Origin of the sequence: Paraburkholderia tagetis (assembly GCF_022213065.1) — a bacterium.
Taxonomy (GTDB): domain Bacteria; phylum Pseudomonadota; class Gammaproteobacteria; order Burkholderiales; family Burkholderiaceae; genus Paraburkholderia; species Paraburkholderia tagetis.
Map to the genome: position 1 here is coordinate 133,981 of NZ_JAKLJA010000004.1, position 20,694 is coordinate 154,674.

The window sequence follows — 20,694 nt, forward strand, 5'->3', positions numbered from 1 at the left end:
GCTTTCATCGGAGGAATCAGTGAGCGAGTCCAGATTCGTCGCGGCGGTGGTGCAGGCCGCGCCGCAGTACCTCGATATCGAGGCGTCGACCGGGAAGGCTGTCGAGCTCATTCGCAGCGCTGCCGAGTCCGGTGCGCAGATGATCGCCTTTCCCGAACTCTGGCTGCCGGGCTATCCGTGGTGGGCCTGGCTCGGGCCGCAGGCGTGGGCCGATTCGCGCGGGTTCGCCAGCCGCTATCGGCGCGAGGCCTTCGACTATTCGGGTCCGAACGCGCAGCGGCTGAGCGAAGCCGCGCGCCGCTACGACATGGTCGTGGCGATGGGCGTGGCCGAGCGCGCGGGCGACACGCTTTACATCGGCCAGTGGCTCATCGATCAGGATGGGCAAACCCTCTGGCGGCGCCGCAAGCTCAAGCCTGGGCTGGTCGAGCGCGGTCTCTTTGCAGACGGGGACGGCGATAACCTCAATGTGGCCGATACGCCGCTTGGCCGCGTAGGCGGGCTGTGTTGCGGCGAGCATCGCCAGCCGCTCTTCAAATATGCGCTCCACCGGCAGCACGAGGACATTCATGTTGCCGCGTGGCCGAGCTTTTCGCTGGATCAGCCGCAGGCTGTGGGTATAGGGCCGCAGGTCAATAATGCGCTTAGCCAGGTCTATGCCGTCGAGGGCGGCTGCTATGTGCTCGCACCCTGTGCGCTCGTGACGGACGCAATGATCGAGCTCGTATGCGACACGCCCGAGCGACGTGCACGTCTGCAAAAAGGCGGTGGTTTCGCGCGCGCGTTCGGGCCACACGGCAACGCGCTGGGGGTGCCGCTCGGCGAGTGCGAGGAAGGCCTGCTGCTCGTGACGATCGAGCGCGACGAGATACCCGCTGCGAAGATGGGCTATGACGTATGCGGCCATTCTGCGCGTCTCGACGTTGTCGATCTCGATGCGCGTTCGCATACGGTCAAGCCATGACTGGCACGCTACGCTTGAGCGAAGAGCAGGAAGCGATGCGCGCCGGTGCGTTCGGCGCGGCCGCGCGCTGGGCGATCGGGCAGCAGATTGGCGTGAGCGCATTCTTTGGCGCGACGCGGCTCGTGCCGGTTGCTTCCGTGCATGCGGGCGCCGAGATCGGCATCATGGGCGAAGGCGGGCTGGCGCTGATCGAGCAGATGGCCGAGGCGGGTGCGCGCGTGCGGGTGCCGGCCACCACCGCGGCCTGCAGCGTCGACTTCTGCCGTTGGCGCGACTTCTGCTTGCCGTCCGCACACGTCGATATGGAACGTGCGCTGCACGATGGCTTGCGCACGATGGGGTTCGTCGACAGCTCCACCTGCATCAACTATCAGACCGTGAGCCCGCCGCGCTTTCGCGAGCATCTCGCATGGGGGGATACGGGCGCTGTCGCATTCGCGAACGGTGTGGCAGGCGCACGCAGCAATTTCGAGGGCGGCCCCGCTTCGATCGCGGCGGCCTTGTCCGGTTGCACGCCCGAGTACGGGTTTCACATCGAGGCCCGACGTCGGGCGACGCACGTGTTCGAAATCGAAGGGACGTTGCGGGGCATCAGCGATTGGGGCGCGCTGGGGGCGCTGATCGGCAGCGAACTGGCCGACTACTGGAAGGTGCCCGCAATCGTCACACCCGACAGTTCGCCATGCATCGACGAACTCAAGCACCTTGCGGCGTCGCTCGCGAGTTTCGGCTCGACGGCCATGTTCCATGTGATCGGCGCGACGCCCGAAGCTGCCACGCTCGACGCGGCGTGCCAGGGCGACGTGGCGCGTACCGTGCGGCGCACGTTGACCATGCAGGACATCCGCGCGGTGTACGAGCGCTATCCCGAGCCGGGGGAGCGTGTCGATCTCGTGGTGTTCAGCGCGCCGCAGCTTTCCTTGTTCGAAGTGAAGGAGATCGTCGATGCCCTCGGTGCGCGGCACGTCGCGCGCGGCACGCGGCTCATCATCACGGTCAATCATCAGGTGAGGAGCGAGCTCGAACGGCTCGGCATGGCGCAGGCGTTGCACGACGCCGGGGCCGAACTGCTCGCGGGAACCTGCTTTTACGTGATGTCGCCCGCCCAGGTGCGCGAGCGCTTTGGCTTTCGCACGCTGGTCACGCCCTCGGCGAAGCTGGCCAATATCGCCGGCGGCTTTGGCTACCGGCCAACGCTGCTCGATGTCGCGTCGTGCGTCGAGTCGGCCGTTGCCGGAGAGCTTCGCCATGCGTGAACCTGTGAATGCGTCGCCGGCCGCTTCGCACCGGACGCGGGTGCTGCGCTTCGCGCAGGGTTACGGCGAGGCGATAGAAGGCGAACTGATCGTCTCCGCGCACGGCTTTAACGCCCGCTACGACATGGACCGGCAAAAAGGGGTTTTTGCGCGTCCCGGCCACGATTTGTATGGCGAATCGATCGCTGGAAAGATCTTCGTTTTCGCGACGCCCAAGGGCGGCATTGCCACCTCCTGGGCGCTTGCGGATCTGCGCCGGCGCGGCCTCGCGCCGCTCGCGATTCTCTGTCGCCGGGCCAACCCCGTCGTCGTGCAGGGTGCCGTGCTCGCCGGCATTCCCATTGCAGATGGCTTCGAAGTCGATCCTGTCGAGTATCTCAAGACTGGCCAACGGGTGCGTCTCGATCCGGCGCGCGGCGAACTGACCATCTTGTAGGCGAATCGTCGAAGTGAGAAACGAAGAGCGGGCCCGGCATGCCGGGCCCGCTCTTTTTCCATGGCGTTGCCGCGTGCTCAGAACTTGTGCCGCAAGCCAATCGTCGTCAGGAACTGCTTGCCGGTGCTGGAAGGCGTGATGCCGGCGATCTGCGCAATGGGTTTGCCATTCGCGCCCAGACCGTCGCCGCCTGCTTTCTGCGCAATCAAGGCGAGGTAGATGTCCGTGCGCTTCGAGAGCACATAATCGGCGCCGACATTGACCTGCTGCCAGTCCGGATGACGTCCCGACGGCGTGACGTCGCCCTTCGAGTAGATATAAGCGCTGCCCACGGAAACGCTCGGCGTGATCCAGTAGAGCAGCCCGGCCTGGTAATTGTCGAGCGTAAAGTCGCCTCCGGGCGCGAAGGTGTTGGACTTGTCGAGACCGGAAAGCGTGACATGCGACCAGGCGAAGTTCATGGTTGCCTGGCCGAGTTTGAGCAATGCGCCAACCACGAGATTGCGCTCCGTCTGCGCGTTCTGGAGATTCGCGTAGAGTCCGCGGGCGAAACCCTCATAGGTTCCCGTCGTGTCGTAGATCGACTGCCAGGGATGATTGGCATGCGAAAAGGCGACGCCCACGGAAAAGCTGGCCGCATTGTAGTTGGCGCCGACGCTCCAGTTCGCGTTCTGGCCGAATGCGCCTGGCGTATTGCCGAAGGAGTAGAGGCCCACCGCCTGAAGGCCCCAGAGCTTCGGGCTCGTGTATTTGATGGAATTGTTGCTGTGGGCCGTATTGGAGAGATTGTCCAGATCGAGGAAGGTCGAGCCGAAGCGCGTGGACCAGAGCGCAGCCGTGTAGATCTGCACGGAATCGACGACCGCGTCGTATTGCCGGCCGAGCGTGAGCGTACCGAACTGCGGATGCGTGACGCCGACATAGGCGAGACGGCCAAACATTTCCGTGCCGGGTCCCAATGCGCCATTCATCACGTTGAAGCCGTTTTCCAGCCTGAAAACGATGCGCGATCCACCGCCGATGTCCTCGCTGCCGGTGAGCCCCCAACGGCTTCCGGCCGCCGCGCCGTTGACCGCCTGCACCGCGGAATGGCCGCCCTGATTGTTCGACCAGGCAACGCCCGCGTCGATGAGGCCATACAGCGCGACGCTGCTTTGCGCGGCTGCCAGAGCCGGCGCTGCCAGTATGGCCGCACCGATCGCGAATTGCTTGATCATGTCGTTTCCCGTCCACGTTGGTTAAAAAGGAATGCGAATTAATTTGAAAGGAATGGTGTAAGGGACGCGAGCAATTGCTCGACAGGACTTGTGCGCGGGTGCGTTCGCGTCCCGTTCGCTACGACTGAAGATCCTCCGCGATGCCCCCCCTCCGGACACACTCGCGTTCGGCCATTACTGCGCGAATCTTGCGTGCGGACGCTTCGGGCGTCGCGCAGAACAGCCCGAGCGCACCGCCGGTGAGGAGCAGCGCGCCTGCCAGCGCGAAGCCGGTCTCATAGGCATGGGCGAGGCCGCTACTACGCGAGAGTTGCTGGATCATGCCGCCCATCATCAGCGGGGCCAGTGCGCCCGCGACGGAGGCGATGGCCGTGTCGATCGCAATGAGGCCGGCGCGCTGCGCGGGCGGACACACATCGGAGAGCATTGCCGGCCCGAGCGATACCACCGTCGTTACCGCGCCGAACGCCACCGCGAGCGCGACGATTTTTGCGAGCGCGGTAACGCTGGTGAGCCACGGCACGAACATCAGGGCGCCGCCGACGACAAAGGCGATAGCCGTAAACAGCCCGCGCGAAGCACGCGAGGAAAAGCCGCGGCGCGAGAGATCCTGCGCAAGCCAGCACAGCACGAGATTGACGGGCACGTTGACGATCACGAAGCCGGAGAACAACCGCCCTGCCGTAATGGGCGCAAAGCCGAGCCCCTTGTTGAGATACGACGGCAGCCAGGTCAGCACCAGCGCGAAGCTCCAGTAGAACGCGAAGTGCATGGCGATCGTCGAGAGCACCGTGCGGTTGAGCAGCAGATAGCGATACGGGATGCGTTCGAGGCTTTCCTTGCGGGCGGCGGGAGCGCTGTGCGCAACGCCTGGGCCGTCGTTGCCGAGACACAGCCAGAGTGCGGCCCACGCGAGCCCGACGAGGCCGAGCAGCAGGAAATTGGTGCGCCAGCCATGCATCACGGTGATGGGCGGGATGAGCGCGCCAGCCAGCAGGAGGCCCGCCATGGCGCCTTGCGCAAGCACGCCCACAGGCAGCGCGCGCCGCTCGTTGGGAAACCAGTTGTAGATCGTATGGACGGCAATGGCCCAAGCCGGGCCTTCGCCGGCGCCGAGCAGCACCCGACAGATCACGAGCACGCCGAGCGAAGATGAAAAGTAGATCGGCAACTGCAGGACCGACCACGCGAGCGCCATCCACAGCAGCAGCTTTTTCGCGGATACCCGGTTTGCGGTCAGCCCGAGCACGACGCCCGAGACCGCGAATAACCAGAAGAAACTGCCGCCTAAAAAGCCGAATTGAGTCGGCGTGAGCCCAAGCTCGCTCATCAGCGGCGACGCCACCATGCCGAGCACGACTTTGTCCAGAAAATTGATGAGCATGAGCGCCACCAGCAACACGACGATGAGCCACGCTCGCACGAATGTATTCATGATTGCCTCTCCTGCGTTCGTCGATACGATTCAGGCGCCACAGCGGGCGGGCGACTGGGCGCGAGTCCGCGGTGCGGCGGTGTTGCGTTGCAGAAAGTCCCGCACGATTGCATTGAAGGTGCCGGGCCGCTCCAGATGCGCGGCGTGCGCGCAATCGGGCAGGATGCAAAGGTTGCCGCGCGGCAGCGTGTCGGCGAGCGCGCGTGCAAGCGCAGGCGGGAAGGTACGCTCGCGTTCTCCGCCAATGACGAGCGTGGGCGTTTGCACGGTGCGCAGCGCTTCGCTGAGATCGTGCGGCTGCGCTGCCGTGATGGCCGCCGCGCCGGCTTCCTCGGTCATGCCCGCACCGGCTGCCACACACTCGGCGTAGCCGCCATGGCGCTCGCCGTCCACGAACCAGGTTTTCGCCACGCGTTCGATGGTGCGCCCGGCGCCTTCGGCCTTCAGCCGCTCGACGGTCTGCGCCGCGCTCTCGAAGCGCGCCGTGTTGTCCATGCGCAGACCGGAACCATAGAGCACGGCGGCCTCCACGCGATTCGGAACGCTGACCATTAATTGCTGGGCGACGAACGAGCCAACCGAGTGCCCCAGCACCGCGAAGCGCTCGACTTCAAGCTCGTCGGCTAGCGCAATAAGGGTTCCGGCGAATTGCGCGATGCTGCGGCAGGGCTGCAAGCCGGCGCTGCGCCCGAAGCCCGGCCAGTCCGGCGCGATCACGTCGAACCGTTCAGCAAGCGTTTCAATAAGGGCGCCCCAACCCGCCGAACTGCCGCAGAAGCCGTGCAGAAGGAATACCGGTGTGCCGGTGCCTTGCCTGAGCCTGTACATGATGTGCAATCTCCAGAAAAAAGGATAGAAGCTTTGTTCATTGTCATAACAAGATTGTGTTCACAATATTGCGTTGTCAATGGGGATGTGAACTGATATGTTGCCGGGTGACTGAACAGGGCGCGAACACACACGCCGGCTCCGCGGGCAAGCGGGGCGCGGCTCGCGCTATCCAAACGGAGGCAATAAAGGCATGGACAAACCCGCAAGCCGGCGAGGCAAACCCGTCGACGTCACGCAAAACCTGTCGTACCGGCTCCTGCTGCTTTCCAATACGCTCGCGCGTTCCGCGGCGCGCGACCTGGCCGAGGTTACGGACGTCAGCGTGCCGGAATGGCGCATCGTTTCGGTGGTGGGCATCCGCGGGCCGATCTCCCTCAACGATCTGGCGCAGACGATCGCGGTCGACAAGGCCTGGGTCAGCCGGACCGTGGTGGCGCTCGAAAAGAAGGGGCTGATTCAACGCGCGCCGCTGCCAACGGACGGCCGGCTTTTCTCGCTCAAGCTCACCGAGGCCGGCAAGGCCTTGCACCTCGAGGCATCCGAATGGTCCCAGCGCCGGCAAAAGCGGCTCAAGGCGGTGTTCACGGCGCAGGAGTACGCGCAGTTCGAGGGCTTCGTCGAACGCCTTCAGGCCGTCGCCGAGACGATGCTCGACCCGTCACCCAAAGGTGACTCCAAAGGCAACTGAGGAGGGCCGGGGGCGGGGCGATTACATTGTGAAAACAATGTTGTCATGACAATTTAAGCGGCCTATACTTCGGACATTGCTACCCGAACGAGTCTGCCATGTCCGAATCCGCACAAAAGCCCCGGAATTTCCTGGTCCTGCTCTCCGACGAGCACGATCCCCGCTATACCGGCTGCTACGGCAACCCGTGGATTCGCACGCCCAACCTCGACAAGCTGGCGGCGAGAGGCACCCGCTTCGAACGCGCGTACACGCCAAGCCCGATATGCGTGCCCGCGCGCAGCAGCCTGGCCACGGGCCGCTATGTCCACGAAATCGGCTACTGGGACAATGCGATTGCCTATGAAGGGCGCAGTACGAGCTGGCATCAGCGTCTGACGAACGCGGGCATTCGCACGGAGTCCATCGGCAAGCTGCATTTTCGCCGCGAGGGCGACCCGAGCGGATTTTGCGCGCAGCACGAGGCCATGAATATTCAGGATGGCGTAGGGTTGGTATGGGGCTCGGTGCGCGATCCGCTGCCGCGCTATCGGGGGCCGTCGCCGATCTTCGACGAACTGGGGCCTGGCGAATCCGCCTATAACCGCTATGACATGCGCATTGCCGGGCGAACCGTCGAGTGGCTCGAAGCGCACCGCGACGACCCGCAGCCGTGGGCGCTGTTCGTCGGATTCGTCGCGCCACATATGCCGCTCGTCGTGCCCGAGCGATACTTTTCTTTGTACGCGCAGGAAGCGGCCACCTTGCCCAAGCTTTTGCCGCGCGATGGGCACGCGCGGCATCCGTGGGTCGAGCGCATGGCGCAGTTCTGGGACCACGACGCGGCGCTCGGCACCGACGAGCGCCGGTGTATCGCGCGGCAGGCTTACTTTGGCCTGGTCTCTTTTCTCGATGCGCAGATCGGACGCGTGCTCGACACGCTGGATCGCTCGGGGCTGGCTGAGAACACCGTCGTGGTCTATTCGTCGGATCACGGCGACAACCTGGGCGCGCGTGGACTCTGGAACAAGTCGACGCTATATCGCGAGTCAACCGGCATTCCGATGATTGTCGCCGGGCCCGGCGTACCAGCGGGCACAACGCGGCGAACCAACGTGGGGCTCGTGGACGTTTATCCCACTGCACTGGACGCCGTCGGGCTCGCGCCGATAGCGGAGGAGCGAGGGCTGCCGGGCAGGTCGCTGATCCAGATCGCCAGCGCAGCGGACGATCTCGATCGGCCCGGGTTCAGCGAATATCACGCGGTGGGTGCGGATGGCGCCGCCTATATGCTGGCCAGCGGGCGCTACAAGTATCACCACTACGTGAATTACCCCGCCGAGCTGTTCGACATCGTCGACGATCCGGAAGAGACGATAAATCTCGCACCATGCGGCGATTACCGGTTGGTGGTTGAGGAGTTCGAGGCGCGATTGAAAGCGCTTCTTGATCCTGAGCGGGTTGATGCGCGCGCGAAGCGCGACCAGCGGGATCTGGTCGCGAGATATGGTGGCGCAGAGAAGGCGTGGCAGGTCGGGAACAAGGGCCCCACACCGGCGCCGGACAAGTATCGGATGGTCTAGGCGCGGTGGGCCATCCCGCCGTTCACCAGATCGTTCAGGTGTGCGATGCCCCTCACGCCGCCGCGCGTCGTTTCCGCGCGCTGGCGGTCTTGTTGCTGTCCTTATTGCTGTCCTTATTGACGGCCTGATTGCTGTCCTTATTGCCATCCTCGCTCGACGCATCGCGCGCCGTATCGGCTCCCTCTCCGCGATCGAGCACCAGCCGGGTCGTGGCGGCGAAATGCTCGCGCAGCAACTCGCAGGCGCGATCCGCATCGTGGGCCAGCACGGCCTTCACGATTGCCTCGTGCTCCTTGCCGACGTCGCGCTCGCTGGCATGCTGGCTGCGCAACGACATGTGCCGATAGCGCGCCGTCTGCGTGCGCAAAGTCGCGGCGAAATGCTTCAGCCACTTCGAGCGGCAGCCCGCGAGCAGCGTCGTGTGGAAATTGTCGTGCGCGCGCTCCCATGCGGGATTCATGCGGGGCGGATCGCCCGTCACCGTCGGCTGGCTGTTCACCATATGGAATGCCGAGAGCACGGCGCCTTCCCATTCGAGATTGCCGCTTTCGATCGCGTCGCGCAGCGCCTCGGACTCGATGCACTGCCGCACCGACGTGATGTCCTCCAGGTCCTCCTTGGAGACCTGCGTCACCCGGAAACCCCGCTGATCCTCCGTTTCGACGAAACCGCTCATCGCGAGCCGCGACACCGCTTCGCGCAATGGAATCGCGCTCGTCTGATAGCGCTCGGCCAGCTCTCGGATCTTGAGCTTTGAGCCGGGCGGCAGCGCGCCCGTGACGATGTCCTGAAGTATGGCGTCTGCCAGCACCGATGCCAGGGTGCGCGGCGAGCTGCTGTCGGCGTTGTCGAGCGTGATGTCCACGAAATCCTCCTGCGTCCAGCCTTAATTATATTTAAAACGAAAGTGTATCCACATCTAAGGGTTAACGCTCTTGGACAAAAATATATATATTTTGTACTTTTATATCCGAAGGCGACGCCTGATGTGTTCGCCCCCTTATCCGATCTGGAGACGTCATGCGCTATGTAAATTTCTCGGCCGATGGTAAGACACGCCAGTTGGGCGTGCTGCAGGGCTCCACCGTGGTGTCGCTGGACGACACCACGCTCGAACAATTGCTCGCCGAAGGCACCGATCTGGTCGCCTGGGCGCAGGCCCGCCGGGCATCCGGCACCGAATACAAGGTCGACGAGGTCAGCTTGCTTCCCCCGCTCACGAAGCCTGGCAAGATCATCTGCGTGGGCCTGAACTACGCCGACCACACCAACGAAAGCCCGTACGATCAGCCGTCCTATCCGACACTGTTTCCGCGCTTCAATACCAGCCTGATGGGCCACGGCGCGCCGATGATCCGCCCGCTCGTGTCCGATTCGCTGGATTTCGAGGGCGAGATGGCGGTGGTGCTCGGACGCGGCGGCCGTCACGTGCCGCTCGCACAAGCGCTCGATTGCGTGGCTGGATACTCGATCTTCAACGATGGTTCCGTGCGCGAATATCAGTTCAAGGCGCCGCAATGGACGGTCGGCAAGAACTTCGACGCCACGGGCGCATTCGGCCCCACGCTCGTCACGGCCGACGAAGTCCCGGCGGGCGGCAAGGGGCTCAAGCTGGAGACGCGCCTGAACGGCAAGGTCGTCCAGTCCGCGAACACGGACGACATGCTGTTCGACGTGGCCTCGCTCATTGCCATCATCAGCGAGGCAATTACGCTCGAAGCGGGCGACGTGATCGTGAGCGGCACGCCGGCCGGCATCGGCTGGGCGCGCGAGCCGAAGCTGATCATGCGCGCGGGCGACGTGTGCGAGGTGGAGATCGAAGGGCTCGGCGTGCTGCGCAACGTGGTCCAGGACGAGGCGCCGCAGCGCTGAGCGTGCCGGGCCAGGAGAGAGACAGAGGAAGAGACTCAGGAAGAGACTCAGAGGAAACAGGAGCAGACATGAGACAGATTCGCGTCCCCGTTTTTGTAGTGGGAGCCGGCCCCGCCGGCCTGACGACCGCCGCGCTGCTGGCGAAATACGGCGTCGAGGTGCTGGCGATCACGCGTTACCCCGGCACCGCGCACTCGCCGCGCGCGCACATCACGAACCAGCGCACCGTCGAGGTGTTCCGCGATCTCGGCATCGAGGACCGCGTGCGCGCGCTGGCCACCTCGAACGAGTTGATGGGCAATAACGTCTGGGCGACGAGCTTCGCCGGCAAGGAAATCGCGCGCCTGGAAACCTGGGGCACGGGCGTCAAGCGCAAGGCGGATTACGAGGCGGCGAGTCCTTCGCAGATGTGCAATGCGCCGCAGCATCTGCTCGAGCCCGTGATCCTGACGGCTGCCCGCGAGTACGGCGCCAGGTTCCTGTTCAATACCGAGCTGGTGTCGATGACGCAGACGGACGACGCCGTGCACTCGAAGGTCGTCGACCGCCTGACCGGCGAGGAGTTCGAAATCGTTTCGGACTACGCAGTGGGCGCGGACGGCGCGCAAAGCGTGGTCGCGAAACAGCTCGGCTTCGAATACGAAGGCGAAATGGGCTTGGGCTGTGCGGTCAACTGCTGGCTCGAAGTGGATCTCGAGAAATATACGGCGCACCGTCCCGGCGTGCTCTACTGGATGTGCCAGCCGGGCAGCGACTACTGGGTGGGAAGCGGCACGTGGATCAACGTGCGGCCCTGGAACGAGTGGGTGCTGCTGTTCATGTACAACCCGAAGGATGGCGAGCCCGACCTGAGCGAAGAAGCGGTGATCGCGCGCGCCCGCGCGACGATCGGCGACCCGGACATTCCCATTCGCGTGAAGGCCGTGTCCAGGTGGACCATCAACCGCATGTTCGCGCAGACCATGGTGAAGGGGCGCGTCGCGATTGCCGGCGACGCAGCGCACCGCCATCCGCCCGCCAACGGTCTCGGTTCGAACACCTCGGTGCAGGACGGCTTCAATCTCGCGTGGAAGCTCGCGATGATCGTCAAGGGGCAGGCGTCCCCGGCGCTGTTGCAGACTTACTCGGACGAGCGCCAGCCCGTTGCGCAAGGGGTCGTGAATCGCGCGATCAAGTCGGTCGCGGGGATGCTGCCGATCGCGCAGGCGCTCGGCTTCCAGGAAGGCCAAAGCGCGGCCGATGGCTGGGCGTCGCTCGACGAGCTGTTCGCGGGGAGCGAGGCGGGCAAGCGGCGCAGAAAGACGCTGGCCGAGGCGATCGATTTGCAGAACTATCAGTTCAACTGCCACGGGGTGGAACTGGGACAGCGCTACGCGTCGTCCGCCGTCGTGGCCGATGGTGCGGTTTTTCCGGAGCCGACTCGCGACCCCGAGCTTTACTATCATCCCACCACGACCCCGGGTGCCTGTCTGCCGCACGCCTGGATCCAGCGCGACGACCAGCTCGTGTCAACGCTCGACCTCGTCGGGCAGGGCGCATTCACCGTGTTGACGGGGCCTGGCGGCGAAGCGTGGAGCGAGGCTGCGCAGCGCGTCGGCGATGAGTTCGGCGTTACCGTGAATGCCGTGTCGATTGCGCACGGCACCGGGACCTTCGACGCTTACGGCCAATGGGCCGCGCAGCGCGAGATGGAAGACGACGGCTGCGTGCTGGTCCGCCCGGACCGCTTCGTCGCGTATCGCTCGACGTCGCTTGCCGCCGATCCGCTGGCCGAGTTGCGGCGCGCGCTGAGCGCGATTCTGGGCCGGTCGCCGCGCACGGACGATCGTGCGAAACTGGACGCTGCCGGCGTCTCCGCCTGACCTCAGGGAGTGGATTCATGATCGTAACGAAGACCCACCCGGCGCGCTTTGGCGTTCACTCGATCGACCATTTCGCGCTCGAGGTGCCGAGCCTTGCCGATGCGACGCATTTTTTGTCGGCATTCGGCCTGGAACTGGAGGCGCAGCCGCGGGAACTGCTGGTCCGCGCGCCGGGCAGTACGCACGTGTGGGCCAGGGCCCGGGCGGGCGAGCGCAAGCGGCTGGCATGGCTGGCGTTCAACTGCTTCGCCGACGACTTCGCGGCGCTGCGCAGCCAGATTCTCGACGCCGGCGGCCGCGAGGCGGCGGCGCCGCCCGGTGCGCCGGAGGACGGGTTCTGGTTCGACGACCCGGACGGCAACCTGCTGCAGGTGCGGCCCGGGGTGAAGACCTCGCCGGGCTGCAAGCCGCAGGCGTCGCACGCGCCTGGGGCGCGTTCCTTGCGCGGTGCGCACTTTCGCGCTGAAGCGCCCGGCGCGTGCCCGACGCGGCTTTCGCACGTGCTGATGTTCACACCCGACGTGAGCCGCATCGTCGACTTCTACGAGCGCGCGCTGGGCTTGCGGCTATCCGATGGATCGGAGGGCGTCGTTGCGTTCCTGCACGCCCGGCATGGCAGCGATCATCATCTGGTGGCATTTGCCCAGGGAAGCGCCAAGGGCTGGCACCACAGTGCCTGGGATGTGCCCACCGTGGACGAAGTCGGCCTTGGCAAGATGCAGATGGAGCGCGCGGGCTACACGCAGGGGTGGGGCGTGGGGCGCCATGTGCTGGGCTCGAACTATTTCCAGTACGTGCGCGATCCGTGGGGCTCGTATTGGGAGTATTCGGCCGACATCGACTATGTCGACGCGGGCACCGAATGGCCGTGCGGCAATCATCCGCCGGAGGATTCGCTGTACCTCTGGGGGCCGGACGTTCCCGGTTACTTCTTCGAGAACACCGAGGCTTGAAGGGGGGAAGGCGCGCAGTCGGACCCGCAGTCGGACCCGCAGTCAGGCGCGCCGGAACGGGTCGAGAAAGACGAACGGGCCAGGATCACGAGGGAAGCACGAATCGGCCTGGCCCGGACGCGATGAGAATAACGAACCCGCCAATGATGCTGATGTGTTCGAGAAAACCCGTGAAGAACAGGGTTCGCTGCGCGCCCTGCTGTTTCCAGAAGTCGTAAAAGACCACGGCTGTCGCGAGCGTGAAAATCGCGAGCAGGACCGACGCTATCGCGGTCTGCCAGCCAGCCATGATTGCCACTCCGCAAACGAGTTGAACGACGATCGTGCCGCTGAGCGCGAGGCGGGGAAAGGGCAGATTTTTGGCCTGTACCTCTTCGAGGCCGTGGCTGAAAAACAGCAGCTTGTTGAAGCCGCTAAGCACGTACATCAATGCGATGAATAAACGCCCGGCGAGGAGGTAGTAGTCGACCATGGTGCATCCGGAAATGATTGTTCGAGCGTCGCGGGACGGCTACGGTGTCGTCGAAACAAATGGAAAAAAGCCGGGCGCGCGCAGGGAGCGCGCGCCCGGCCAGTCGGTTGCGCGTCAGTTGCGCATCAGGTCCGATCGTAGGCGAACTGGATGCCAGCCGTGCCGCCGGTCTCGATGAACAGGTTCATGAAGGCGGGAACGGTTTCACTGCGCGCCCAGTCGCGCTGCAGTTCGCAGAAGAGCTGCGCGACGCTGATCATCTTGCCGCCCGCCTGCTCGATGCGGCGAAGCGCGGCTTCATGAGCGGCCACCGAGGTTCCGCCCACGGCATCGACCACGACGTAGACCTCGTAGCCTTCCTTGAGCGCGTCGAGCGCGGGGAAGGTCAGGCACGCTTCGGTCCAGAGCGCCGTCATGATCAGCTTCTTGCGGCCGGTTGCCTTGACCGCCGCACGGAATTCGACGTCTTCCCATGAGTTGATCGAGGTGCGGTCGTAAGTCGGGTAATCGCCGAGCACCGCGCGCAACTGGGGAATCGGCGGCTTGTTCAGGCCGGTTTTGACGTTGACCGTCGAATGGACGATCGGCAGCTTGTAGGCCACCGCCGCCCTGGACGTGCCGACGATATTGTTGACCAGCAACTGCCGGTCCATCGACGCAATCGAATTCACCTGTACCGGCTGGTAATCGATGATCACGAATGCGGCGTTCTGCGGGGTCAGCAGATGGTCGTTGGCGGGATCGCGAATCGGTTCGCTGGCCATAAGTTTCTCCTGTCCAATAAAGGGTGGGATTCGGCTTTCATGCAGTGCCGGTCGGGCTTTTCAAGCATATGCGAACGGCCGCCGACCGGGTGAGCCTCATTTTTCGAACACACTGTTCGGTGCCGTCGAACGGCGCGCTTTCATCGATGGTTCGCGCCTGGCGCGCCTGGTGCGCCTGTGGTCGTGGCGGCGGCTTTCGTGCGCGTTTGCTGCGCAGCAACGACCGTGACGGTGCAGGTGGTGCCTGCGGCAAGGGGCACGTCCTCGGGTACGTCGTCGAGATGGATGCGCACGGGAATGCGCTGCGCGAGCCGGACCCATGTGAACACGGGGTTGACGTCGGCGAGCAGCGTGGGGCTCGATGGATTGTCGCGATCGCTGACGCCGCGCGCGATGCTCTCCACATGCCCCTCGATGATCGGGCCGCCGGACAGCAGGCGTATTTCCGCCTTGTCGCCGACATGCACATGAGGCAGTTTGGTCTCCTCAAAGTATCCGTACACCCAGTACGAGTCGCGGTCGATGACGGCAAGCCGCGCCGCGCCCGCGCTCGCGTAATCGCCGGGATACAGGTTGAGGTTCGTGACGTAGCCGTCCACGGGCGAGCGGACCGCGCTGCGTTCGAGATTGAGCCGGGCCACGTCGCGCGCGGCCAGCGCGGCCTGCCAGCCCGCGAAGGCCTGGCGCGCCTGGGCGCCGGAGTCTTCGCGCACCTCGGTGGAGATCACGGAGCCGTCGAGTTGCGCGCGCCGCGCGGCTTGCTGCTTGCGCATGTCGAGTTCGGACTTGCGCAGCGCGAGTTCTGCTTCGGACTGGGCGAGCGCGAGGCGAAAACGTTCGCGGTCGATATCGAACAGGACGTCGCCGCGGTGCACGAGCTGGTTGTCGGCGACGCGCACGTCGGTGACGATGCCCGAGACGTCCGGCGCGATGCTGATGACCTTGGCCCTCACGCGGCCGTCTCGCGTCCACGGCGCGTACATGTAGTGGTTCCAGAGGGTATAGCCCAGGACGATTGCAACGCCCAGCAGGGCCAGCGTGACGATGGCGCGAATCAGCGATTGAAGATTCATGGTGAGAGCGGGGTGTGAATCCAGGTTCCGAGCAGCAGGCTCACGCCGCTGAACAGACACACGAAAAGCGCGGCCCGGAACAGCGCCGGATGCCAGACATGACGGAACAGGCCGAGGCGGGCCAGCATCCGGTCGATCAGCCAGTAGCCGGCCGCGCAGCCGAGAAAGACGGGCAGCAGGGTCGGGACGAGGAGCGAAACGAAGGCGATCTCACGGGGCATGGCCGGTTCCTTCTTGCGCTGGGCTCGTGGCGGCGGTTTCCATGGCGCCGCCCAGCGCCGTCATGAGCTGCGCCCAGGCGTCGAGCCGCGCGGCGCGGGTGAGGGCGAGGCTCTGCCGGGCGCGCAGCAGCTCGGTTTGCGTGGCAAGCACGTTCAGATAGTCGGTCATGCCGATCCGATAGCCTTTTTCGGCGTAGCCGAATGCCTCCTTTGCGGACTGCAACGAGCGTTCCACGTCGCGCTGCTGAGTGTCGAGCGAGCGCAGCGAAACCACTTGGTCGGCGACGCCCTGGAAGGCGGCGAGCACGGTCTGGTTATAGGTTTCGACAGCCTGGTCGTAGCCCGCGATGGCAACGCCGTAGCGGCCCTTGCGCAGGCCGCCGTCGAAGATCGGCAGCGAAATCGCGACGCCAACGCTGTGGTCGACGGCGCGGCTGTTGACGAAGGTGAAGAAGCCGCCGAACGCCGCCGACGCGAGACCCGCCGCGGCGATGAGGTCGATGTTCGGGTAGAAGTCCGCGTGCGCCACCTTGATCGACTTCGCCGCGGCTTCGACGCGCCAGCGCTGCGCGACCACGTCGGGACGGTGGCCGACGAGTTCGGCGGGCAAGGTGGCCGGCAACGCGACCGGCACGTCGAGGCGCAGGTTGGGGCGCGCGAAACGCTCGCCGGCGCCCGGCCCCTGCGCGGTGAGCACTGCCAATTGATTGCGCTCCAACGCGATCTGCCGCTCGTACTGGTCGATCCGCGCGCGGGTGGCCGCGATGGGCGTGTGCGCCTCGCTGATCTCGAGGCGGCTCGCGAGGCCTGCCTTGCTGCGCCGCTCCAGAATGTCGACGATGCGCTGTTGCTGTTCCAGCGTCTGGACTTCGACATCGCGCAGGTCGTACTGCAACGCGAGCGTCACATAGGTGCGCACCACCGAGGCTTCGAGCAGCAGTTGAGCCTCGCGGGCGTCGGCGGTGGCCGCCTGAACCGTATCGAGTGCGCCTTCGAGCGTCGCGTGGTTCTTGCCCCAGAGGTCGAGCTCATAGCGCAGGCTGGCGTCGACGGCATTGCTCCATACGGTGTCGCCGCCAGGCGGGCTGGGGTTCGCGTAGGCGGAAAAGCGCCGGCGCGAGAACGCGCCGCCTGCGGAAATGGCCGGCTCGCGCGCTGCACCGGCGATGCGCGCGAGCGCTTCGGCCTGGTCGATCCGCGCTTGGGCGAGGCCCATTTGCGGATTGCCGGCCAAGGCGAGCGAGATCAACTGGTCGAGCTGGGGATCGGACCAGCGGGTCCACCAGCGCTCTTGCGGCCAGTCCGCGTCGGCCAGCGCCGCCTGGATCGCGTCGCCGGCGGCAAGCGTCTTCGGGTCGAGCACGGCCGAGCGCGACGCGACGCCGTCGGTGTTCGCACAGGCCGATAGCAGGAGCGTGCAGGCGAGCGCTAGCGACAGGCAGAGAGACTTCGGCATCGGAGCGTTGCGTTCGATAGAGGGATGTGGCGCGGAGGGACATGGCGCGGAGGAACGTGGCGCGCGACAGGGCGAGGTCATCGGATATCCCCGGCCCTGCCGCCCAGCGGGACCAGGTTGTCCTGGAGCGAGAGCCGAATGGCGTTCAGCGTCGAGCGCAGCCTGATGAGGGCGAGGTCGGCCGGCGCGTTCACAGGGACCGCGCGGGCCTCGTCCGCTCCGCCTGCCACATTTGCCTCGCTTGCCTTGGTTGCCTCATGTGCGGATAGCGGCAGCGCCGACAGAGCCGCTTCGACGCTGCGCAGCGCATTCAGGCAGGTGTCGCGGGCGGGCGACGCGAACGCTTGCGCAACGGCCTTGCGAAGATCCGTTTCGAAGGTGCGCCACGATGCGGGGAGCGGGGCGCTTGTGACCATTTCGCGCAGATCGATGACGCCCCGGCCGATTTCGATGGAGGCGAACGACCACGCATGCAGAACGGCCTGGCTGTAGCGCCCCGTGGCCGGGCGCGCGCCGATTTGCTGGACGAAGTCGCGCACGCCGCTGTCGAAGCGCAGCCGCAGGCCATCGAGCGGGCCGTCGCATGCTGTACGGGCGACCAGCTTGCGAAGCTCGCGCAGGTAGAGGCCGGTGACCCAGTTGCCGGCGTAGGGCGCGACGATCGAATAGGCGAGCGAGGCCGCGGCGATGCCGAGCATGGCGGCGAAGCCGGCGTCCAGCGCGCTGGTGGGCGAATAGATACTGGGGTTGAGCGGATTGCTGAGAAAGCAGAAGTAGATATTGAAGCCGAGGCCGATGGTGGCCGTCTTCGGCCAGCTATTCAGGTAGCTACCGATCATGATGACCGGCGCGATGGCCGCCGCGAGCAGCACGAAGCCATCGAGGCGGGGCAGCACGACGAAGTTGAAGAACAGGCTCGCCAGCCAGGCGGCGCCGCACCCCAACGCCATCTGGCGCGTCGCGGCGGCCGGCGCGGGCATGATCGAATAGAGCGCGCTGGCAATGGCGGCGGAAATAACTGCGCCCGAGGCACCCGTCCACCCCGTGGCGATCCAGAACAGCGAAACGGCGCCGATCGCGCAGGTGGCGCGAAATCCCGCCGCCATGGAGACCATCCGGTTGGCCGTGGTCACGATCCGCACTGGACGTTGGGCGCGGGCCGGATCCTGCGAAAAATTCGCGGACCGCAGCAAGATGAAGTCGCGCAGATACGCTTGCAGGGACGTGGCCGCGTTTTCCAGATGGGGGACCGCGCTCTCGGCGAGCTGTCGTGTGGCCGCATCTTCGTGCATGAGGGCCCGGCGTTGATCGGCTTGGAGGCTCGGCAGCCGCTCCAGCAGCGTGGTGAGCGCCGCGTCGAATTCGCGAAGGCGCTCCAGGTCGGGATGCGCGGGATCGATGCGCTCGGGCAGCAGCGCGGCGAGCCGCGCGAACAGTGCATCCGCCATGTCGGCCGCATTGGCCGCATCGGCCAGATCGCTGCGCAGATTGGTGCGCAGCCGTTGGCGGAACTGATAAAGCAGATGAAGCCGGGTATTGGCGTCGAGAAACTCGCTGGCCAGACGGGTCATGATGGCATTGCGAATCCGCAGATCGGGGTTTTCGAATACCGCCGCGCTGCGCAGATTCTCCAGTTGTGCGCGCTCCGCGATCAGGGCCAACTGGGTGCGTCCGAGTTCGAGTGGCTCGAGTTTGCCGGTCAGGGCGGTGCGCGCGAAGCCGAGAAAGCCCGAAAAGTGACTGGCGCCGAGTCGAAGCAATATGTCGCGCACGTGCAGCGGAAGAATCAGCGCACTGACGAGGCTCGCGCAGAGGATGCCGATGGACACTTCGCTGAGACCGGTGACGACGTTATCGAGGATGCCGTAGGGGTGATCGATGGCGGGCAGCGCGGCGATACAGGTGGCATAGCCGGCGAGCACGAAGCCATAGGACTGGTAATTGCGGTACGACGCGGCGCCCCAGACGCAGAGCCCGATCCAGACGGAGAGCGCAGTGAGGAACAGCACGCGCTCCTGGGGGAACAGCGCGAACAGCACGAGTGCGGCGAGATTGCCCACGACCATGCCGAGGCCACGGTAGAAGCCGCGCGCCATGACCATGCCGGTGTGCTGATGCATCATCAGGATGACGACGCTCACCATCGCCGTGCGCGGCGCCGACAGTTCGAGGCGCATGGAGATCCCGGTGGCGAGGAGCACGGCGAGCACGGTCTTCAGGACATGGAGCAGCCGTGCTCCGTCGTCCTGAACATATTGGCGAAACGCCGAAACGATGGCGGTGTACCCGTGCGGGCGGGTAGCCGAGGGTGTGCTCATGGTTCTCTCTTCCCGCGTGCACGACCGGTACGGCGACCCGTCGCGAGCGGCGCGGCAGTCATGCGACGGGGGCCTGAATGGTCAACTGTACGAAACCCGTGCGCAATCCGGTAGCGCCGAAAATGGAAACGCTTCGTTCGGCTTTCCCGAACGGGTGCCTGTCTTCAGCATTGCTTTCAGCACAACGCGCGGGCGCATTCAGCCGGCCCTTGAATGGACTCGGGAGTCGATTCGGCGCTGGCGGCGAGCCCGTCCCACGGACTGGCGAGCAGGGCAAGCCGCATGTGCTCGATGAATGCGCGCAGCTTGCGGGAGGTGAACGGGGTGCGCGGGTAGACCGCGTAGATGAAATCGTCCTCGGGTTGCAACTCGGGAAGGACCTGCACCAGACGCCCTTCCAGCAGATCTTTGGCGACGATGAAGGTCGGCAGGATCGCGAGACCCACGCCGCGCACGGCGGCGTCGCGCAGGGCCTCGCCATTGTTCGACGCGAACGCGCTGCGAGGCGAGAGCGTGCGCGGCTTGCCCCCCGGCGTGGCTGAGCGAAAGGACCAGGTATGGGAGACCGGTGCGTTGGTGTAGCACAGACACCTGTGCTGCGCCACCTCGTCGAGCGACGCCGGCGCGCCGTTTTTCGAAACGTAATCTGGACTGCCTACGAGAACGCGGCTGCTGACGCCAATGCGCCGCGCGATCAGTGCGCTGTCCGGCAGGCGTGCGACGCGTATCGCGAGATCGAATCGTTCGGCCTCGATATTCAGGATCCGGTCGTCGAGCTCCAGTGCGAGATGGAGGTTCGGGTGCGCCGCGGCGAAATCCGCGACGACATCGCCCAGCCACAACTGGGTCAGGCTGAGCGGCGCCGTAATGCGCAACTCGCCGCACAGGCCGTTGGTGTGCTCGGAGAGGGTCTCGGCGGCGGTATTGAGCCGATGCATGGCTTCGCGTGCAGCTTCGTAGAACATCAGCCCTGCGTCGGTTGGCAGGACGACACGGGTCGAGCGCATCAGCAACTGGGCGCCGAGGCCGCGCTCCAGGTCGCTCACGCGCTTGCTGACGACCGACTTCGACAGATTCATGCGGCGCGCCGCACCGGTGATGCTCTGCTGCTCGACGACCAGCAGGAACGCCTGAATGTCTTCATTGCTGAGGGGTTTCACGGATTTTGTCCTCCCGGATCTGGCGCCCGGCCTTGGCGTGTGCTCCGGCGATCGGGGTGCCGACGGCAGGGGCAACGCGTTTTGGATCTGAAACGTATCAGCGAAGGATAGGAGAGGCGCGCGGGTCGCGGTAGACGGCGTGGTTTATCCTCAG

Annotated in this window: 19 protein-coding genes; 8 read left to right on the top strand and 11 right to left on the bottom strand. The window is 65.3% G+C overall.

Annotation, left to right across the window (positions count from 1 at the left end; genetic code table 11):
• The first annotated feature begins 19 nt into the window (after positions 1–19).
• The 3 genes from L5014_RS07660 to L5014_RS07670 are packed head-to-tail and all read left to right on the top strand — an operon-like array spanning position 20 to position 2,656.
• Positions 20–964, top strand: coding sequence for a carbon-nitrogen hydrolase family protein (locus tag L5014_RS07660; protein WP_238462981.1), 945 nt, complete (start codon positions 20–22; stop codon positions 962–964).
• Complete coding sequence (locus L5014_RS07665; protein ID WP_238462982.1) at positions 961–2,220, top strand: aconitase X; 1,260 nt, start codon at positions 961–963, stop codon at positions 2,218–2,220. The genes L5014_RS07660 and L5014_RS07665 overlap by 4 nt, the downstream gene beginning before the upstream one ends.
• On the top strand, positions 2,213–2,656 hold the full coding sequence (locus L5014_RS07670) for an aconitase X swivel domain-containing protein (protein ID WP_238462983.1): 444 nt from the start codon (positions 2,213–2,215) through the stop codon (positions 2,654–2,656). Before L5014_RS07665 ends, L5014_RS07670 begins: the two co-directional genes overlap by 8 nt.
• Positions 2,657–2,733: 77 nt before the next feature.
• Here L5014_RS07670 and L5014_RS07675 read toward each other — a convergent pair whose 3' ends face one another.
• From L5014_RS07675 to L5014_RS07685, 3 genes are all read right to left on the bottom strand, one after another.
• Positions 2,734–3,873: a porin gene (locus L5014_RS07675; protein WP_238462984.1), complete on the bottom strand. Its 1,140-nt coding sequence runs from the start codon at positions 3,871–3,873 to the stop codon at positions 2,734–2,736.
• A 118-nt stretch (positions 3,874–3,991) separates the two neighbouring features.
• Complete coding sequence (locus L5014_RS07680) at positions 3,992–5,308, bottom strand: MFS transporter (RefSeq protein ID WP_238462985.1); 1,317 nt, start codon at positions 5,306–5,308, stop codon at positions 3,992–3,994.
• Between the two features lie 30 nt (positions 5,309–5,338).
• A complete protein-coding gene (locus tag L5014_RS07685) occupies positions 5,339–6,136 on the bottom strand; it encodes an alpha/beta fold hydrolase (RefSeq protein ID WP_238462986.1) in 798 nt (265 codons plus the stop codon).
• 193 nt (positions 6,137–6,329) lie between these two features.
• Here L5014_RS07685 and L5014_RS07690 point away from each other — a divergent pair, with 193 nt between their 5' ends.
• The gene (locus L5014_RS07690) at positions 6,330–6,827 is read left to right on the top strand and encodes a MarR family winged helix-turn-helix transcriptional regulator (protein WP_238462987.1); all 498 of its coding nucleotides are present in this window, start codon (positions 6,330–6,332) and stop codon (positions 6,825–6,827) included.
• Positions 6,828–6,925: 98 nt separating this feature from the next.
• Positions 6,926–8,389 carry a sulfatase family protein gene (locus L5014_RS07695; RefSeq protein ID WP_238462988.1) on the top strand — a complete coding sequence of 488 codons (1,464 nt, stop codon included), beginning with the start codon at positions 6,926–6,928 and terminating at the stop codon, positions 8,387–8,389.
• A 52-nt stretch (positions 8,390–8,441) separates the two neighbouring features.
• On the opposite strand, the gene L5014_RS07700 is transcribed toward L5014_RS07695, so the two are convergent.
• Complete coding sequence (locus tag L5014_RS07700; protein ID WP_238462989.1) at positions 8,442–9,254, bottom strand: GntR family transcriptional regulator; 813 nt, start codon at positions 9,252–9,254, stop codon at positions 8,442–8,444.
• Between the two features lie 155 nt (positions 9,255–9,409).
• Between L5014_RS07700 and L5014_RS07705 the strand changes: the two genes are divergently transcribed.
• From L5014_RS07705 to L5014_RS07715, 3 genes are all read left to right on the top strand, one after another.
• Complete coding sequence (locus L5014_RS07705; RefSeq protein WP_238462990.1) at positions 9,410–10,261, top strand: fumarylacetoacetate hydrolase family protein; 852 nt, start codon at positions 9,410–9,412, stop codon at positions 10,259–10,261.
• A 68-nt stretch (positions 10,262–10,329) separates the two neighbouring features.
• Complete coding sequence (locus tag L5014_RS07710; protein ID WP_238462991.1) at positions 10,330–12,123, top strand: FAD-dependent oxidoreductase; 1,794 nt, start codon at positions 10,330–10,332, stop codon at positions 12,121–12,123.
• Between the two features lie 17 nt (positions 12,124–12,140).
• Positions 12,141–13,076, top strand: a complete 936-nt coding sequence (locus tag L5014_RS07715) for a VOC family protein (RefSeq protein ID WP_238462992.1) — start codon at positions 12,141–12,143, stop codon at positions 13,074–13,076.
• An 85-nt stretch (positions 13,077–13,161) separates the two neighbouring features.
• On the opposite strand, the gene L5014_RS07720 is transcribed toward L5014_RS07715, so the two are convergent.
• The 7 genes from L5014_RS07720 to L5014_RS07750 all read right to left on the bottom strand — a co-directional run bounded on the left by L5014_RS07720 (position 13,162) and on the right by L5014_RS07750 (position 20,540).
• Positions 13,162–13,548, bottom strand: a complete 387-nt coding sequence (locus L5014_RS07720) for a DoxX family protein (RefSeq protein WP_238462993.1) — start codon at positions 13,546–13,548, stop codon at positions 13,162–13,164.
• 125 nt (positions 13,549–13,673) lie between these two features.
• The gene (locus L5014_RS07725) at positions 13,674–14,312 is read right to left on the bottom strand and encodes a hydrolase (RefSeq protein WP_238462994.1); all 639 of its coding nucleotides are present in this window, start codon (positions 14,310–14,312) and stop codon (positions 13,674–13,676) included.
• Between the two features lie 140 nt (positions 14,313–14,452).
• Positions 14,453–15,385: an efflux RND transporter periplasmic adaptor subunit gene (locus L5014_RS07730; protein WP_238462995.1), complete on the bottom strand. Its 933-nt coding sequence runs from the start codon at positions 15,383–15,385 to the stop codon at positions 14,453–14,455.
• Positions 15,382–15,606: a DUF1656 domain-containing protein gene (locus L5014_RS07735; protein ID WP_238462996.1), complete on the bottom strand. Its 225-nt coding sequence runs from the start codon at positions 15,604–15,606 to the stop codon at positions 15,382–15,384. Before L5014_RS07735 ends, L5014_RS07730 begins: the two co-directional genes overlap by 4 nt.
• A complete protein-coding gene (locus L5014_RS07740; protein ID WP_238462997.1) occupies positions 15,596–17,062 on the bottom strand; it encodes an efflux transporter outer membrane subunit in 1,467 nt (488 codons plus the stop codon). Before L5014_RS07740 ends, L5014_RS07735 begins: the two co-directional genes overlap by 11 nt.
• 77 nt (positions 17,063–17,139) lie before the next feature.
• Positions 17,140–19,380, bottom strand: coding sequence for an FUSC family protein (locus L5014_RS07745; protein WP_238462998.1), 2,241 nt, complete (start codon positions 19,378–19,380; stop codon positions 17,140–17,142).
• A 176-nt stretch (positions 19,381–19,556) separates the two neighbouring features.
• Positions 19,557–20,540: a LysR family transcriptional regulator gene (locus L5014_RS07750; protein ID WP_238462999.1), complete on the bottom strand. Its 984-nt coding sequence runs from the start codon at positions 20,538–20,540 to the stop codon at positions 19,557–19,559.
• Positions 20,541–20,694: the final 154 nt, after the last annotated feature.

Bases quoted from the DNA above. Each gene is read 5' to 3' on its own strand.
- L5014_RS07720 (WP_238462993.1), bottom strand. From the start codon at position 13,548: ATGGTCGACTACTACCTCCTCGCCGGGCGTTTATTCATCGCATTGATG.
- L5014_RS07675 (WP_238462984.1), bottom strand. From the start codon at position 3,873: ATGATCAAGCAATTCGCGATCGGTGCGGCCATACTGGCAGCGCCGGCT.
- L5014_RS07685 (WP_238462986.1), bottom strand. From the start codon at position 6,136: ATGTACAGGCTCAGGCAAGGCACCGGCACACCGGTATTCCTTCTGCAC.
- L5014_RS07680 (WP_238462985.1), bottom strand. From the start codon at position 5,308: ATGAATACATTCGTGCGAGCGTGGCTCATCGTCGTGTTGCTGGTGGCG.
- L5014_RS07690 (WP_238462987.1), top strand. From the start codon at position 6,330: ATGGACAAACCCGCAAGCCGGCGAGGCAAACCCGTCGACGTCACGCAA.
- L5014_RS07665 (WP_238462982.1), top strand. From the start codon at position 961: ATGACTGGCACGCTACGCTTGAGCGAAGAGCAGGAAGCGATGCGCGCC.
- L5014_RS07745 (WP_238462998.1), bottom strand. From the start codon at position 19,380: ATGAGCACACCCTCGGCTACCCGCCCGCACGGGTACACCGCCATCGTT.
- L5014_RS07695 (WP_238462988.1), top strand. From the start codon at position 6,926: ATGTCCGAATCCGCACAAAAGCCCCGGAATTTCCTGGTCCTGCTCTCC.
- L5014_RS07735 (WP_238462996.1), bottom strand. From the start codon at position 15,606: ATGCCCCGTGAGATCGCCTTCGTTTCGCTCCTCGTCCCGACCCTGCTG.
- L5014_RS07670 (WP_238462983.1), top strand. From the start codon at position 2,213: ATGCGTGAACCTGTGAATGCGTCGCCGGCCGCTTCGCACCGGACGCGG.
- L5014_RS07740 (WP_238462997.1), bottom strand. From the start codon at position 17,062: ATGCCGAAGTCTCTCTGCCTGTCGCTAGCGCTCGCCTGCACGCTCCTG.
- L5014_RS07730 (WP_238462995.1), bottom strand. From the start codon at position 15,385: ATGAATCTTCAATCGCTGATTCGCGCCATCGTCACGCTGGCCCTGCTG.
- L5014_RS07710 (WP_238462991.1), top strand. From the start codon at position 10,330: ATGAGACAGATTCGCGTCCCCGTTTTTGTAGTGGGAGCCGGCCCCGCC.
- L5014_RS07715 (WP_238462992.1), top strand. From the start codon at position 12,141: ATGATCGTAACGAAGACCCACCCGGCGCGCTTTGGCGTTCACTCGATC.
- L5014_RS07725 (WP_238462994.1), bottom strand. From the start codon at position 14,312: ATGGCCAGCGAACCGATTCGCGATCCCGCCAACGACCATCTGCTGACC.
- L5014_RS07705 (WP_238462990.1), top strand. From the start codon at position 9,410: ATGCGCTATGTAAATTTCTCGGCCGATGGTAAGACACGCCAGTTGGGC.